The 14,743-nt window shown below is 62.8% G+C and carries 15 protein-coding genes and 3 pseudogenes; 11 read left to right on the forward strand and 7 right to left on the reverse strand.

What is annotated here, in order from left to right; translation table 11 throughout:
- Positions 1 to 84 precede the first annotated feature (84 nt).
- The 4 genes and pseudogenes from NW75_RS27350 to NW75_RS11285 form a co-directional block, all read left to right on the forward strand.
- Positions 85 to 474, forward strand: a pseudogene (locus NW75_RS27350) (DUF1800 family protein); the annotation flags it as partial.
- A gap of 169 nt (positions 475 to 643) precedes the next feature.
- The gene (locus tag NW75_RS27355; RefSeq protein WP_269430319.1) at positions 644 to 1,531 is read left to right on the forward strand and encodes a DUF1800 family protein; all 888 of its coding nucleotides are present in this window, start codon (positions 644 to 646) and stop codon (positions 1,529 to 1,531) included.
- Positions 1,532 to 1,541: 10 nt separating this feature from the next.
- Positions 1,542 to 2,921 (forward strand): DUF1501 domain-containing protein, encoded by a 1,380-nt coding sequence (locus NW75_RS11280; RefSeq protein ID WP_033965329.1) that lies wholly within the window; start codon positions 1,542 to 1,544, stop codon positions 2,919 to 2,921.
- A 91-nt stretch (positions 2,922 to 3,012) separates the two neighbouring features.
- A complete protein-coding gene (locus NW75_RS11285) occupies positions 3,013 to 3,552 on the forward strand; it encodes a superoxide dismutase family protein (RefSeq protein ID WP_033965330.1) in 540 nt (179 codons plus the stop codon).
- Positions 3,553 to 3,559: 7 nt separating this feature from the next.
- Here NW75_RS11285 and NW75_RS11290 read toward each other — a convergent pair whose 3' ends face one another.
- Complete coding sequence (locus NW75_RS11290; RefSeq protein ID WP_033965332.1) at positions 3,560 to 5,122, reverse strand: MFS transporter; 1,563 nt, start codon at positions 5,120 to 5,122, stop codon at positions 3,560 to 3,562.
- A gap of 222 nt (positions 5,123 to 5,344) precedes the next feature.
- Between NW75_RS11290 and NW75_RS11295 the strand changes: the two genes are divergently transcribed.
- The 4 genes and pseudogenes from NW75_RS11295 (at position 5,345) to NW75_RS11310 (ending at position 8,083) form a co-directional block, all read left to right on the forward strand.
- Complete coding sequence (locus NW75_RS11295; protein WP_033965334.1) at positions 5,345 to 6,088, forward strand: Bax inhibitor-1/YccA family protein; 744 nt, start codon at positions 5,345 to 5,347, stop codon at positions 6,086 to 6,088.
- Between the two features lie 87 nt (positions 6,089 to 6,175).
- Positions 6,176 to 6,956: pseudogene (locus tag NW75_RS11300) on the forward strand (transglutaminase-like domain-containing protein).
- Positions 6,957 to 7,012: 56 nt separating this feature from the next.
- A complete protein-coding gene (locus NW75_RS11305) occupies positions 7,013 to 7,318 on the forward strand; it encodes a hypothetical protein (protein ID WP_033965336.1) in 306 nt (101 codons plus the stop codon).
- Between the two features lie 213 nt (positions 7,319 to 7,531).
- On the forward strand, positions 7,532 to 8,083 hold the full coding sequence (locus NW75_RS11310; RefSeq protein WP_033965337.1) for a hypothetical protein: 552 nt from the start codon (positions 7,532 to 7,534) through the stop codon (positions 8,081 to 8,083).
- Positions 8,084 to 8,131: 48 nt separating this feature from the next.
- Here the strand turns inward: NW75_RS11310 and NW75_RS11315 are convergent.
- The 3 genes and pseudogenes from NW75_RS11315 to panB form a co-directional block, all read right to left on the reverse strand.
- Positions 8,132 to 9,499, reverse strand: a pseudogene (locus NW75_RS11315) (outer membrane protein assembly factor BamB family protein).
- The gene (locus NW75_RS11320; RefSeq protein WP_310065742.1) at positions 9,496 to 10,191 is read right to left on the reverse strand and encodes a tetratricopeptide repeat protein; all 696 of its coding nucleotides are present in this window, start codon (positions 10,189 to 10,191) and stop codon (positions 9,496 to 9,498) included. Before NW75_RS11320 ends, NW75_RS11315 begins: the two are co-directional and overlap by 4 nt.
- A 106-nt stretch (positions 10,192 to 10,297) precedes the next feature.
- The gene (gene panB / locus NW75_RS11325) at positions 10,298 to 11,158 is read right to left on the reverse strand and encodes a 3-methyl-2-oxobutanoate hydroxymethyltransferase (RefSeq protein WP_033965341.1); all 861 of its coding nucleotides are present in this window, start codon (positions 11,156 to 11,158) and stop codon (positions 10,298 to 10,300) included.
- Positions 11,159 to 11,283: 125 nt separating this feature from the next.
- On the opposite strand from panB, the gene NW75_RS26425 reads away from it, so the two are divergent.
- Positions 11,284 to 11,703 (forward strand): hypothetical protein, encoded by a 420-nt coding sequence (locus tag NW75_RS26425; RefSeq protein ID WP_231565146.1) that lies wholly within the window; start codon positions 11,284 to 11,286, stop codon positions 11,701 to 11,703.
- 5 nt (positions 11,704 to 11,708) lie between these two features.
- Entirely contained in the window at positions 11,709 to 11,918 is a 210-nt protein-coding gene (locus NW75_RS26430; protein WP_010403556.1) for a helix-turn-helix transcriptional regulator, read from the forward strand.
- A gap of 6 nt (positions 11,919 to 11,924) precedes the next feature.
- Here NW75_RS26430 and NW75_RS11340 read toward each other — a convergent pair whose 3' ends face one another.
- Both NW75_RS11340 and NW75_RS11345 read right to left on the reverse strand, forming a co-directional pair.
- Positions 11,925 to 12,206 carry a DUF427 domain-containing protein gene (locus tag NW75_RS11340; RefSeq protein ID WP_033965344.1) on the reverse strand — a complete coding sequence of 94 codons (282 nt, stop codon included), beginning with the start codon at positions 12,204 to 12,206 and terminating at the stop codon, positions 11,925 to 11,927.
- An 11-nt stretch (positions 12,207 to 12,217) separates the two neighbouring features.
- Positions 12,218 to 12,568 carry an arsenate reductase gene (locus NW75_RS11345; RefSeq protein ID WP_033965346.1) on the reverse strand — a complete coding sequence of 117 codons (351 nt, stop codon included), beginning with the start codon at positions 12,566 to 12,568 and terminating at the stop codon, positions 12,218 to 12,220.
- Between the two features lie 42 nt (positions 12,569 to 12,610).
- On the opposite strand from NW75_RS11345, the gene NW75_RS11350 reads away from it, so the two are divergent.
- The gene (locus NW75_RS11350) at positions 12,611 to 13,447 is read left to right on the forward strand and encodes a hypothetical protein (RefSeq protein WP_137902933.1); all 837 of its coding nucleotides are present in this window, start codon (positions 12,611 to 12,613) and stop codon (positions 13,445 to 13,447) included.
- Between the two features lie 55 nt (positions 13,448 to 13,502).
- On the opposite strand, the gene NW75_RS11355 is transcribed toward NW75_RS11350, so the two are convergent.
- Positions 13,503 to 13,934, reverse strand: a complete 432-nt coding sequence (locus NW75_RS11355) for a GNAT family acetyltransferase (protein ID WP_081988737.1) — start codon at positions 13,932 to 13,934, stop codon at positions 13,503 to 13,505.
- Positions 13,935 to 14,743: the final 809 nt, after the last annotated feature.

The following is a 14,743-nucleotide window of genomic DNA, read 5'->3' on the forward strand; positions in this document are numbered from 1 at the left end:
ACCCCGACCCCGATCGGAGCGGCCGCCGCCAGCCGCTTTCTGGGCCAGGCGACGCTCGGTGCGACCAAGGCGGAGATCGCAAACGTGCAGTCGGCCAGCTACGATGGCTGGCTGACCGCGCAATTCGCGCTGTCTCGGTCGACACGCCACTGGGACTGGCTCGTGGCCAATGGCTATTCGGCCGCAACCTTCATCAATTCGCTGGCGGGGTTCGACCAGACGATCTGGCGGCAAATGATCGTCGAACCCGATCAGTTGCGCCAACGCGTCGGCATCGCGCTGTCGGAAATGTTGGTGATCGGCGTCGACGCGCTCAACCTCAACTGGAAGCAGTTTGCCGGCGCGGCCTATTTCGACGTGCTGCTCGACAATGCCTTTGGCAATTTCCGCACGCTGATGGGCGCGATCACCACCAATGCGGCAATGGCGACGTTCCTGACCTTTCTCGGCAACCGGAAGGCAAACCCTACCACGGGCTCTCAGCCCGACGAAAATTATGCGCGCGAACTGATGCAGTTGTTCACGCTCGGCCTGTATCAGCTCAATCCCGACGGATCGGTCAAAACAAAACGCGGGAAAGCCGCTCGAAACCTATGGCCCAGCCGATGTATCGGGGTTGGCGCGGGTATTTACCGGACTCAATTTGGCATCGTCCGACAGCACGACGCCGGAGCGTTACCGCGTGCCGCTGGTCATGACGGCGTCGCAGCACGAAACCGGTGCATCGACGTTTCTCGGCACGACGATCCCGGCGGGAACCGAGGGAATGGCCGCCGTCAACCTCGCGCTCGACGCGATCTTTGCGCATCCAAACGTCCCGCCCTTCGTCTCCAAGCAATTGATCCAGCGGCTCGTCACTTCCAACCCCTCGCCCGCTTATATCGGACGGGTATCCGCCGTATTCGCCGACAATGGAAAGGGCGTTCGCGGCGATTTGAAGGCCGTGATCCGCGCGATCCTGCTCGATACCGAAGCCCGCGATTCTGCGGCCTTGACCAGCGCGACCGCTGGCAAGTTACGCGAACCCGTGCTGCGGCTGGTCGGTTGGGCACGCGCCTATTCCGCGACGTCGCCGTCCAATGCCTGGGCGATCGGCGACACGTCGAACCCCAATTCGCGGCTCGCCCAATCGATCGGACACAGCGCGACGGTCTTCAATTTCTTTCGTCCCGGCTATGCACCGCCCAATACCGCCATCGCCAGCGCGGGGCTGGTCGCGCCGGAATTTCAGATCACCAACGAGCTGAGTGTCGTCGCCTATATCAATTACATGCAGGCGCTGATCGCCAATGGCACCGGCGACTTCAAGGCGGACTACACCACGATCCTGACGCTCGCGGCGGACAGTCAGGCGTTGATCGACGAGGTCAACCTCGTGCTCGCCAATGGGCAATTGAGCAGCGCGACGGTTGCGGCAATCAAAGCCGCGGTCGACAGCATCGCCAATACCGGTGCGACCGGCCCCAGCAACCGCGTGATGACCGCCATTTTGCTGACGATGGCCTCGCCCGATTATCTGACCTTCAAGTAAGGATCGCGCCATGACCAGCGACCAATCCCGCCGCGCCTTCCTCAAACGCTCCGCCGCGCTCGGACTGGCGGGCAGCGCCATGCCGTTCGTCACCAGCCTCGCCGCGATCGGCGAAGCTGCCGCGGCCGTTACCAGCGATTACAAGGCGCTGGTCTGCGTGTTCCTCTATGGCGGTAACGATTACGCCAACACGCTGCCGCCCTATGATCAGGCGAGCTACGCGCTCTATCAGGCTGCCCGCAGCAACATTGCGCTCGATCGCGCGGCGCTGGCCGCCACCGTGCTGAATCCCGCGACCGCGCTTGCCGGCGGCAGACAATATGCGTTGGCTCCGACGCTGTCACCGCTGCTGCCGCTGTTCAACGCGGGAAAAATGGCGGTCGCGCTCAATGTCGGCACGTTGGTCCAGCCGACGACCAAGGCGCAATATAGCGCCAATTCGGTGCCACTGCCGCCGAAGCTGTTCAGCCACAACGACCAGCAAAGCTATTGGCAAGCCTCCAACCCCGAGGGCGCGACCTCCGGCTGGGGCGGTCGCATCGGGGATCTGCTCCAAAGCGGCAATGGCTCGGCGACGCTGACCTGCATCAACGCCACCGGCAACGCTGTATTCCTGACCGGCAAGACCGCGATCCAATATGCGGTTGGCACCGGTGGGCCGATCGCATTGTTGAACAATGGCTCAACCCTGTTCGGGTCGAGCACGGGCGCAAGCACGCTGCGCACGCTGATGGCCGCGTCGCAAACCAACATCTTTCAGGACGAGCACGCCAAGATCAGCAAGCGCGCACTCGATACCTATGCCCAGGTCAATGCTGCGCTCGCTAGCGCGCCTGCCGCCAATTTCCCGCTTTTCCCCACGTCCAACAGCCTTGCCGATCAGCTCAAGATCGTCGCGCGGCTCATCTCGGTCTCGTCGCAACTGGGCGCGCGGCGGCAAGTGTTCTTCGTGTCGCTTGGCGGGTGGGATATGCATGATGCGCTGGTCGCCAATCATCCCACTCAGACCACGCTGCTCGCAAACGCGATGCGGGCCTTTTACGACACAACCGTCGCGATGGGCGTGGCCGACAAGGTAACCACTTTCACCGCCTCCGATTTCGGGCGGACGCTGGTGTCGAACAACGACGGATCCGATCACGGCTGGGGCAGCATGCATTTCGTAATGGGCGATGCTGTACGCGGGCAGCGCTTCTATGGAACGCCGCCCGCAATCGGCAATGGCACGGTCGACGACGTCGGCCAGGGCCGGCTGCTGCCGACGATCGCGGTCGACCAATATGCCTCGACGCTCGCCAATTGGTTTGGCGTTTCCGCGACCGACATGCGCACGGTCCTGCCCAATATCGGCAATTACAACAGCTCGTCGTGGAACCTAGGGTTCGTCTGACGGACGCAATCAAAGGAGCGAACCTAAGGCGGCAGTTGCGCGTTTGGCGATTAACGCCCAGCAACGGTCGCGGCGGCAACAGGAGATTCGCATGCGCAAATTCGTGATCGCGGCAACTGCATTGACGACATTCGGCCTCACCGGCTGCGATACGCAAAAGACTGTCGCCGTCGGCGCGCCAGTCGCGGAGGGCGCGCATGCGGTGGCGCAAATCCGCACGCCGGACGGTGCCGATGTCGGTCGCGCGACCGCGACCGAAGTGACGGGTGGCCTGCGACTGACGCTCGATGTGCACGATCTCACGCCCGGCACGCATGGGGCACATGTGCATACCGTCGGGCGCTGCGACGCCCCCGACTTCGCCAGTGCAGGTGGCCATTGGAACCCGGCGGGCACCAAGCACGGCTCGATGAACCCCCAGGGGCCGCATGAAGGCGATCTGCCCAATCTCATCGTCGGCGCTGGTGGGCGCGGGACGATCGGCATCTTGCTGCCCGGCGCAACGATGGCTGGGCTGCTCGACACCGATGGCTCGGCCATCGTCGTCCATGCCAAGCCGGACGATTTGATGACCGACCCGTCGGGCAATAGCGGGGCGCGGATCGCCTGCGGGGTCTTCAGCGCGGGCTGACGCGCGCTTAGGCGATCACCTCTCCCGCAGCGCGCGCCCGCGCCTCACGATTGGCTTCTGCCCGTGGCACCAATCGATACGCTGCGATGGCTGCGCCGATCGTGATCGGTGCGGTCAGCAGCAGCGAAAGCACGCCGGTGGTAAGACTGCCCGACAGGGTCGAAACGCGCCCGGCAATATAGGGGCCCATCGCCAGGCCAAGCAGCGTCGTGCCGATGAAGAACGCGCCCGTTGCGGTGCCACGCATGCGCGGCAATACCAGATCCTGCATCGTCGCCCCTGCGGCACCCAGCGCCGTACTCGAACACGTTGCCGCCACCAGTAACGCGGAGACGAAGATCGAAACGTCCCCGCTGCGAAACGCGATGACGATGAAGGGCAGCGGCACGACCGCGCCGAACAGGATGACCATGATCCGTCCCGCCGGAAAGCGTCGCCGTAGTCGGTCAGCGACAATGCCGCCCACCGTCACCCCGACAAAACCCCCAAAGGCCAGCGTTCCGCCGATCCACCCGCCGGCTTGTTGGATCGTCACACCCAAGGTGCGCATCGCATAGGGTGCCGCCCACAGGCTGACGCCGTAGCTGACAAACGCGTTCAAGCCATAGGCAATGACGACACAGAGAAATGCCGGATTGGCGATCACCAGCGTATAGGTCGGCAAATCGCGGCGCTTCAGCGCGCTGGCCCAGGAAAAGACCGCATAGGCCCCTAGCCCGACGGCGGTCCATTGCGGCCACGGCTCGCCAAAATGGCGCAACACCGCGATCGCCCCCGCCACCACGCCAAGCGCGAGGAGATTGATCGCGAGCGGCCGAACCCCGCCGCGCGCTGCGCCAATCAGCGTGAACGGAGGCACGATGGTAAGCAGATCGGCCAGCAAGGCGCGGAACGGGGCCGGATGCCGTTCGGGCGGCGGCAGTCCCTCCACCGCACCGCGCACTGGCTCGCGCAGTGTCGCGACCAGCAGCGCTAACAGTAAGCCCGGCAGCCCCACGGCGATGAACGCGGCTTGCCACCCGTGCAGCCCCAGCGGTCCGCCGGCCGGATAGACTGCGTTCCAGCGATGCACGACGAGCCCTGCGATGCTGAGCGAAACCCCGCCTCCGACATAGAGGCCGGACGAGTAGATCGCGAGCGCGGTGGCGCGCAACTTCTTGGGAAAATAGTCGGAAATCAGGGAATAAGCCGACGGGCTTGCCGTCGCCTCGCCAATGCCCACGCCGATTCGCGCCCCAACCAGCATTCCTCCCGAGCGCGCAAAGCCGGACAGCGCGGTCATGCTCGACCACAGCACCAGGCCTGCGGTCATCAACCGAACCCGGTGCCAGTTATCCGCTAACCGGCCGAGCGGGATGCCGAACAAGGAATAGAACACCCCGAACGCCGTGCCATAGAGGAAACCAAGATCCTCATCTTTCAAATGCAGGTCGCGCTTGATGTCTTCGGCGAGGATCGAGATGATCTGCCGATCGACAAAATTAAGCACGTAGACCAGGAAAAGAATGCCGAGAACATAATATGCATAGGCTGACGCGCGCGGCGGCGCGATGCCCGGTGGGGTCGCCATTCGATCAATCCTCTCGGCAGTTTCTGCTCTGCTCGGCAGCCTAGCAGAGCATACCGAGATTACGAAAGCGCTTTCACGTCGGGGCCGCATTCCTGTCGATCGGTCGTCGGCGATCTGCGCGACGGCGGGATCGCACGGTTGCGGGATTGGCTTGAAAAGCGCGCTGTAAAGGCCGATATTGCCGTCATCTGACATATGGTCGGTGTTTAGGAGCTTCTCGCAATGGCAAACTGGTCTGATCCCCGTCCGAATGCTTCGGCGTTCCCGGCGGCTGGGACCGTCGGCACGGCGGCATTCGATGCCGGCCTGCGCAGCTATATGCTTTCGGTTTACAACTACATGCTGTCGGGCATCCTGTTGACCGGGTTGGTCGCCATGTTCTTCTCATGGGGCGGCCTGGATTCGCCTGCGGCGCACATTCTGATCGGTGGCGGTCCGCTCGCCTGGATCATCATGCTGGCACCCTTGGGCTTCGTTTTCGCCATGAGCTATGGGGCCGCCCGCATGGCACCCGGCACGCTGCAGGCGATGTTCTGGGGCTTTGCGGTAGCGATGGGCCTGTCATTGTCGACGGTGTTCCTGCGCTACACCGGCACGTCGGTTGCACAGGCCTTCTTCGCGACGTCGGCCGCTTTTGCGGGGCTTAGCCTTTACGGCTACACCACGAAGCGTGACCTTTCGGCGTTCGGCACCTTCCTGGTCATGGGGTTGGTCGGCCTGATTGTCGCAATGCTGCTGAACGTGTTTTTCCAGTCAGGCCCGCTCGCGCTGGTTATCAGCATCGTCGGCGTTCTGCTGTTCGCTGGTTTGACCGCTTATGACACCCAGCGCACGAAGAGCGTCTATGCCTATGTCGCCGGAACCGAAGACGAGCAGCGCACGGTGATCATGTCGGCGCTGACCCTCTATCTCGACTTCATCAACATGTTCCTCTTCATCCTGCGGATGTTCGGCAACCGCAACTGATCGACGCGATACGCGACGCACCGGATCTGTCCGGTCTGGGCCCGATAGAATGTCTATCGGGCCCTTTCTTTTGCCGAAGGGTCCGTGATGCGCCTCTCGATCGATGTGACGTTGAATTATGCGATCGACGGTGCCGCCGACGTGCTGTTGCTGATCGAAGCTGCAAAAAGGCCCCGATCAGCGCCTTTTGACGCAGGATTTCACGGTGTGGAGCAACACGCCGTTACGCGCGGTGCCCGGCGAAGAGGGTATTGGACAACGGTGCTGGCTTCACGCGGAAGGATCGTTTCACGCCGAATATCGCGCGACCGTGGAGATCCTGCGCCAACCGCGCGATTTCGCCGAGTTGGGCGACACGCCGATCCGCTTGATGCCGCCCGAAACCATCCCCTATTTGCTGCCTAGTCGGTACTGCGAATCCGATCGTTTGGAAGGCTTTGTCGAACAGGAATTTGGCGGGCTGTCGGCAGGCCCATTGGCGAGCGCGCTGGTCGATTGGGTGGCAGGCCACCTCACATATGCCAGTGGCACCTCCAGCGGCACGACCACCGCGCTGATGACCTTTGCCGAACGCCGCGGCGTCTGCCGCGACTACGCGCACCTGCTGGTGGCACTCGCGCGCGCTGGCGGCATTCCGGCCCGGTGCGTATCCGCCTATGCCCCAGGCGTCGACCCGCCCGACTTCCATGCCGTCGCCGAATTGTGGATCGATGGCGACTGGCATCTGGTCGATGCCACGCGCATGGCATCCAGCGCCGAACTGGCCCGCGTTGCGGTTGGCCGCGATGCCACCGACATCGCTTTCATGACGGTGTTTGGCCGCGCCACGATGAACCAGCAGCGCGTGACCGTCACCCGCCTGCCCTGACGGAACACTGTCCGCGCTCCGCTCGTTTCAGAGCCATTGCAGTCAGGAGAGCGACGATGCCGCACGATACCAAAATGATCGACGAGAAAGCGCTCGACAGCTTGTCGATCGCCCCGGGAAGCCCCGAAGAGAACGAACAGATCCATCATCCGCGCCAAAATGCGGGCCAGGACGAGTCGATTGCCAAGCGCCTCGAGCGCGATCCGACCAGCCCGGACGCGGTGCTCGATAACGCGCTCGACGAATCGATGGACGCTTCGGATCCTCCTGCGACGACCAAACCGGGCGATAACGGCGCGGCCCCCAAATCGTCCGGCTATGATCAGGACGCGGAGGCCGCGATTATCGCGGATCGCCGATAATCCCTAGCGGCGGTCCCGCTTCGCCTAAAAATGTTGCGCGATCGCCGCACCTTTCAGAATTTTCCATCATTGGACCAGATTCGCCACCTCGCGTGTTGCGCTGCAACAAAATCTATGGTCGCTTACTACTATTGGACGATCGCGCGTTAACCATGGAGTAAGCCACGAAGCGCATGATCGCCCAACTGCACTTTTTGGGCGCGGGGTGATGTAATGGGTTCTCGAATGAAGCCGGCGAACGGTGCCATGACATTGGCGGAAATGAAGGAGTTTGCTGGCTTTTCGTCGGCAACGCAGCGTTATGTCCGGCGCTCTCTGGACATCGGTCTCGACCGAGATGACGCGATGGCACGCTGGTCGAGGGACGTTGTCGAAGCGGCGAGCATCCGCGCCCAAGTTCGCGTCTACACACGCCTGCCCGACATCCGCGCAATGATCCCGGACGACAGTGGCCTGGATTCGGTGGAACCGCTTTTCGCACCGCTGCTGACTATTACGGCCTTCGATCTGGGCCAGGGGCGGCTGACGACCTTTTCCGCCTATCGCTTTCTGTACGAGCGCCTGGTCGGTGCGGAAATTCGTCCGTGGCTACCCGCAGCCTTCTGTGCTGCCGCAGCGCTACCGCATCTGCATCCCGACCTGCGCCGCAAATTGCTGCAGTCGATCAGCGAGGCGGCGGCGACCGCGTCGGGCTGGTCGAACCGCCAGCCCGCCTTTTTCCCGAAATGGGTGGAAAAGGTCGATATTACCGCGCTGCCCAACTGATCCTGCCCAATGGATCATCGGCGCGGTCCAACCGGACCGCGCCGCACCTCATTTGTAAGCGGTGACACGGCCCTTCTGGTCGAGCACGTACAGCGTATTGTTGGACACGACCGGCGGCAGCGTGAACGGGGCCTTGGACTCAATCACCGTGCCGACCTTGCCATTTTCGACCGACGCCGAGACGATCTGACCGAGCGAATTGGTCAGCACCAGCCGCCCGCCCGCCAGCACCGGACCGAACCAGGTGACCGGATTGGCCTTCTTGCTGTCCTTGATCGTGCCGTCCTTCTTGCGCTTCTCGCTCTTGAAATGCTGCAACTGACTGATCCAGCGGACCTTTCCGGTCGCGCGGGCGAGGCAAACCAGACGAGCATCGTCCGTAACCAGGAACACCCATTCGCCGGCCACCCACGGGGTGGAGATGCCAGCGAAATTCTGTTCCCACATGCGCTGGCCCGAGACGATTTCGAGCGCGACCATGCGGCCACCCTGCCCGACCGCGAACACGACCCCGCGATCGATGACTGGATCGGCGTCGATGTCGGCCAGCGAGGAAACCGAGGTCGAGATGGTCGAACGCGACAGCGCGTCCTGCCACAGCGTGCGGCCGTTTTCATAGCGATAGGCGTTGAGTTCGCCCGACGAGAAGCCCGCGACCACGGTCCCCTGGCTGACGGCCGGAGCGGCCACGCCAAACACGCCTTGCGTCTCGATCGAGCCCGACTGCGTCCACACGACAGCGCCATCGGCCTGCGACAACGCGTAAAGCTGATTGTCCTGGCTCAGGATATAGATCTGCCCATTGGCCACGGTCGCGCGCCGCGCAGCGGAGCACCCGGCTTGACGCGCCACAGCACCTTGCCAGTCGCTGCCTCGAGCGCGACGACATCGCCCAGGCCGTCAGTGGCAAAGATCTTGCCATCATCGAAGCTCACGCCGCCGCCAAAGCGCGCGCCGCGGGTCTTCTTGTCGATCTTGCCCTTGTGCGTTTCGGCCACGTTGGTGGACCAAACAGCCGCCCCCGTCGTCGACGAAAAGGCGTGGATCGTCGCATCGACGTCGATCGCATACAGTCGACCGTCAGCGATAACCGGCGCGGCTCCCAGGCGTTGGCGATTGCTGCCCCCGTCGATCGAGGCGCTCCATGCCCGCGACAAAGACGAGCCGAGGCTCAATTGACCAAGCGACTTGGACGCGCTGCCACCGGGCTGGGCCCAACTGTCATTGGGTGCCGCAGGCGGCACGAGCACATCGACACCCGCAATGGTCTTGTCGGCGAGCACGTCATGCTCCCCGGCCAAGATCGCGATGCGCTGCCCCAGCACCGGCGTTTTTCTTCTTGCCCTTCATCGAAGCGCAGCCGCTGAGCGCGACAGCAGTCACGGCCACGACGAGAAAGCGGTTGGTCATCTTCATTGCGATTTCTGTTCCTTAGCCTCGGTGACGGCATCCACACCCAATACGCCCGCCATCTGAACCGCGCGTTGCCGCAGCGTCTCCTCCGTGTTCGGATCGCGCGCGATCTGACCGTACAGCACGCCCGCGAGATCGCGACGATTCTGGCGGAGGTATGAAATCGCGACAAGCTCGCCGGCATTGCCGAACCACGGATTGCCCTTCACCGCGATGCCACGCAGCCGTGCGATGACGACATCCGGCTTCAGCGAGTCAAACTCGGCGGTGGTCTGGCGGACCAGCGCAAGATCGCGGAGCGGCTGGCCGATCGAGCCATCGCTCGCAACCTGTGCAAACTTCGCGGCGGCTCCCCGCAGGTCCTGCTTCTGCAGCAGCAGATCGGCCTGGCTCATCAGCGCGAGCGCGCGGTAGCCACCAATGTTCGATGCCGCCAGCGTGGTGAGCTTGGCACGGGCCGAATCGATGCGGTTGCTCCCCATGTCTTCATAAGCCTTGGACAGCGCTTCGCCCTGCTCACCCGCGACTGATTGCTCATGCGATTGCCACAGCAGCCACCCGCCAAAACCAAGAAGCGCCAGCACCACCAGCGCGATCGCGGCGATCCCGTAGCGCTTCGCCGCCTTGGCGACTTGATCGCGACGCAGCTCCTCATCGACTTCACGCAGGAATGCGGCATCGGTATTCGGCGGCACAGCCAAGGGGGAACTCCATCGGATCAGGGCGGGAAGGCGCGGACCTTAGCCGCGCCGGTGGACAAACAAAAGCGCTCAAAAAATCGGGCGAAACTCCTGGGCGGCGTCAGTCCTTCGGGGCGTAAATCTGCTCGGCACCGGGGAAGGTACGCGAGCGGACATCCGCCGCATAGGTTTCAACCGCGGCGGAAATACGGCCTGCAAGATCATCGAATTTCTTCACGAAGCGGGCAGTGCGATCGAACAGGCCGAGCATATCCTCCGCCACCAGCACTTGCCCGTCGCACTGGGCCGAGGCACCGATGCCGATGGTCGGACAATCGATCGTGCGCGTCAGCTCGATTGCGATCGGTTCGACCACGCCCTCGATCACCAGCGCGAAGGCTCCCGCCGCGGCAATCGCCTGGCCATCGTCGATGATCTTGGCGGCTTCCGCCTGAGTCCGCCCGCGCGCGCCATAGCCGCCGAGCGTGTTGACCGCCTGCGGGGTGAGCCCGACATGCCCCATAACGGGAATGCCGCGTTCGGACAGGAATTTGACCGTGGGGGCCATCGCCCGGCCGCCTTCGAGCTTCACCGCCGCCGCACCGGTCTGCTTGAGCAGCCAGGCCGCGCTTTCGAACGCCTTTTCGGGCGAGGCTTCGTAGCTGCCGAACGGCATGTCGATCACCACCACCGCATGATAGCTGCCGCGTACCACCGCCGCGCCATGCGCCGCCATCATCTCCAGCGTGACCGGCACGGTGGAGGGCAGGCCGTACACCACCTGCCCCAGACTATCGCCCACCAGCAGCATGTCGCAATGCGGATCGAGCAATTGCGCGGTGCGCACGGTGTAGGCGGTCAACATCACCAGCGGCTCCGCCCCCTTGCGCGCGCGGATCGACGGCACGGTAAGGCGCTTCATCGGCGCGGGGGTCGGGTTGGCGCGACTGGTCGCGGTGTCGATGGTGAAGGTCGTGGACATGGCCGCAACGACTAGCGCCTCCCGCCGCCGGACGCCAGCGTGGCAATGGCCAAATGCAAACTACCATTGACTCTATGTTGGATATTTCTAACATTGGGTTCTGTTATTGGAACATGGAGATCGAAATGCCGTTCAGAGAAAAGATCGCATGGCTTTCCGCAGGTGGCATCCTCGTCGCTTTCGGGCCGTATTTTGCGCTGGTGGCGATGCGCCAACCGACCACCGCGCTCGGCCCGGCGACAGCGGCGGGCTTTCTGGCGGTGATCGCGACGCTGGTGGCGGTGATGACGGTCGCAAGCATTCTCGTGGCACTGACCAACCTACGCGACGCGCAGCAGCCGAGCGACGAACGCGACCGCGCGATTGCCCGGCGTGCGCTGGCGTTCGCTTATCCCGTGTTGCTGACGGCGTTGTTCGCCGCGCTGGCAACGCTGTTCCTGGGTGCGAGCCTGCCGGTGCTGACCAACGCCGTGCTGGGCGCAATCGTGCTCGGCGAACTCACCCGCTGCGGCGTCGAGATTCTCGGCTATCGGGCGCGGGGCTGAGCGTCGTGTCCGCGCGCATTACCAATCACATTCGCTTGCTGCGCTTCATGGCCGGGGAAATGACGCAAGCCGAGCTGGGCGAGAAGATCGGCCTGACGCGACAGACCGTCGCGGCCATAGAGGCCGGCAAATACTCGCCGACGCTCGAGGCCGCGTTCCGCATCGCACAGGTGTTCGGCAAACCCCTGGACGAGGTGTTCCAATGGGAGGGGTGACGGGCCTTATTCGACCGTCACGCCCTTCCAGAAGGCGATGCGGTCCTTGATCTCCGCCGCCTTGGGCTTGGGGTCGGGGTAGAACCACGCCGCGTCTTCATTGCGCTTGCCGTCGACGACCAGCGACTTGTAGCTCGCCTCGCCCTTCCACGGGCAGACCGAGTGCGTCGCGCTGGCTTCGAAATAGTCGGCGACGATGCTGTCGGCGGGGAAATAATGGTTGCCCTCGACCACGACGGTATCCTCGGACTGGGCGATCACCGCCCCGTTCCAGCGTGCAGTCGGCATGGCGGTCTCCTTTAAGGCTTGAGAGCCGCTAGATAGGTATCGGGCTTGAACCCTGCCAGCAGCACGCCGTCCTTTTCGGAGCCCGCTTCCAGAATCGGGCGTTTGATCGCCGACGGCTTGGCGAGCATGATCGCGATTGCCTTCTCGGCATCGAGATCGGTCTTGTCTGTATCGGGCAGCGCGCGGAAGGTCTGGCCGGCGCGATTGAGCACGACCTCCCACCCGAGCCGACCGACCCAGCGCCGCAACGCCGCCTCATCGACGCCCTGCTTCTTATAGTCGTGGAACGCATAGTCGACGCCGTGCTCGGCCAGCCAGGTGCGCGCCTTCTTGACCGTGTCGCAATTGGGGATGGCGTACATCGTCCGGTTCAATTTGGAATTCCTTTGGAAGCAGCGTATCGTTTGGATATGATCATCACTGCTGAACATCGCCTATTGGCGCAAGAGGGGCATTTAGCCAGCGCCTCTTTGCTATCCGGCTTTGAAGCTCTAGCAAAAATAGACTACGACAGAGCGGGTACAATTTACTCGACCTTGTTTGCTCTTTCCATTGGGATGGAGCGAATTATGAAAATAGCCGTAATCCTTAATCACAAAGCAGCCAACGATCTCGCAAATCCGACAGACAAGCAGCTCAAAGCCCTCGGCCATTCAATCACAGAACTCTATGAACATGTGCGGCTAATTGGTGCTGCCCACGGACTGGCCGATGGCTGGTTTGAAGCAAGGTCTCACCATTATGATGCCTTAGAGGCTCTCTCAGAGTTTGCTCTTGGATCGAGATATTACAATTTCGATCAACTGACGAACGGCAAACAACACCCGGACCCCTTGGTCCGCTGGTTCAAGGTCCACATTCAGATTGCAGAACATGTTCTTTCGCATCGTCGCCTCGAACGGATCATGGGCAGAGCTCGGGCATTTTGCGAGGCCCGTGGAGCGCTCGGTTGGGAATGGGGGCCACTGGGTCGTTGGGAGCTAACCATAGACGTCAATTACCAAATATGCGCCGCCCATGCGACTCGCGGTCAATGCGTGTGGGCCATTATCGAGATCCTAAAACCAGTCTGCCAACTGATCGAAATACTCACGGACAAGGTACAAGCACTGGAAGTCGAAAAAGGTTCTGAGAGCGCTACACCGTACATGATCGAGTTTTTCCCTTTTCGGTGGACTCCCCGGGAAGCGGCAATCCGGCGCAAAGCTTGGTCAAGCCTCTTTCACCTAGGGGGACGGTGACCGTCACGACTACGGGAGAGAAGAACGCGCGGCTCGCAAAATCGCCTCAAGCCCCTCACCCCACTCCCGCATCCGCCAGAAACCGCCCCAGCACCACGACATCCTGCCGCGCCAACCCGAGCGCTTCGTAAAAGCCGAGCGCGGCAGTGTTGTCGCCGCGAACCATCAATTGCAGCTTGGGCGCGCCGCGCGCGTGCAGCCAGCCTTCCGCCGCCGCCATCAGCGCGCGACCGAGGCCGGAGCGGCGCGCTTCTGGGGCGACCGCGAGATAATAGATCCAGCCGCGATGGCCGTCGAAACCGACCATCGCGCTGCCGATGATGCCGCCCTCCCCGCGTGCGACCAACACGCTCGACTGCGCCTCGCGCAGCGCGAGCGCGAAGTCGCTGGCGGGGTCGTTCCACGGGCGGGTGAGGCCGCACGCGTGCCACAAGGCGATGACGGCGGGGGCATCGGCAGCGGTGGCGGGTTCGATCTCGGGTATCATGACGCCTGTCATGCGCGGCGCTGGCGCTGCGTCAAGTCGGCGCGCCCCTGCTGTTCCCCCTCAACCTATAGAAGGGAAAGCATGGGGATGGTATCGTGCGCCATGCCCCGGCGACGGACTCTTCTCATAATCAGCGCCGCCGCTCTTCTGATCGGCAATATCGCGCTCTTCGGTTGGCGCGCCTACGATTCAACCAGGCCCAATGCGGCGATCACCTATGTAGGGATCGACTCTTTGGTCCTGTCCGTGTCCCCGAGCCAGAAGACAACCGTATTGACTAAGGGTCGATGGAACCCCGACCCTCGCACTGATGAAAGCGTGCGACTTCCCGCCATGACCCAAAGCGGACAGTCTTTGAAGGTCGTGGTGATCCGTTTAGGACCTGCCCCAAATTACGAGCGCCTGATTCAGTCGATACGGAGCCTGCGAGCGCACAACATCTGCCATGTTGGCATAGTCGAAGGGGCAAATATCGATTCTGTTCCCGCCCCGAATGTACCGTTTGCAGTTCCGGCTCCGAATTCCTTTATCGAAGTGCCGACCTTCGTGCTGTGTGGGGAGGCGTTGGCGATGCTTCAGGATTCGATGGGAAGTTGCCACCCGATGCTCTTATTCGGTTGTGACGTTCTGCGCGTGCTGAGAGAGGTGCTTCGACACGCTCAGCACGAACGGAGGGAGAAGCACAGGCGACGCCCCTCACCCCGCGCGGCGCACCACATCGATGATCGGCCTTTGCGCCCCCGCCAGCACGCGCGCCTCGATCCCGTAAGCCGCGCGCAGCACGTCCGGCCTCAGCGCGTCGACCGTCG

Origin of the sequence: Sphingomonas sp. Ant H11, assembly GCF_000797515.1 — a bacterium.
Lineage (GTDB): Bacteria > Pseudomonadota > Alphaproteobacteria > Sphingomonadales > Sphingomonadaceae > Sphingomonas.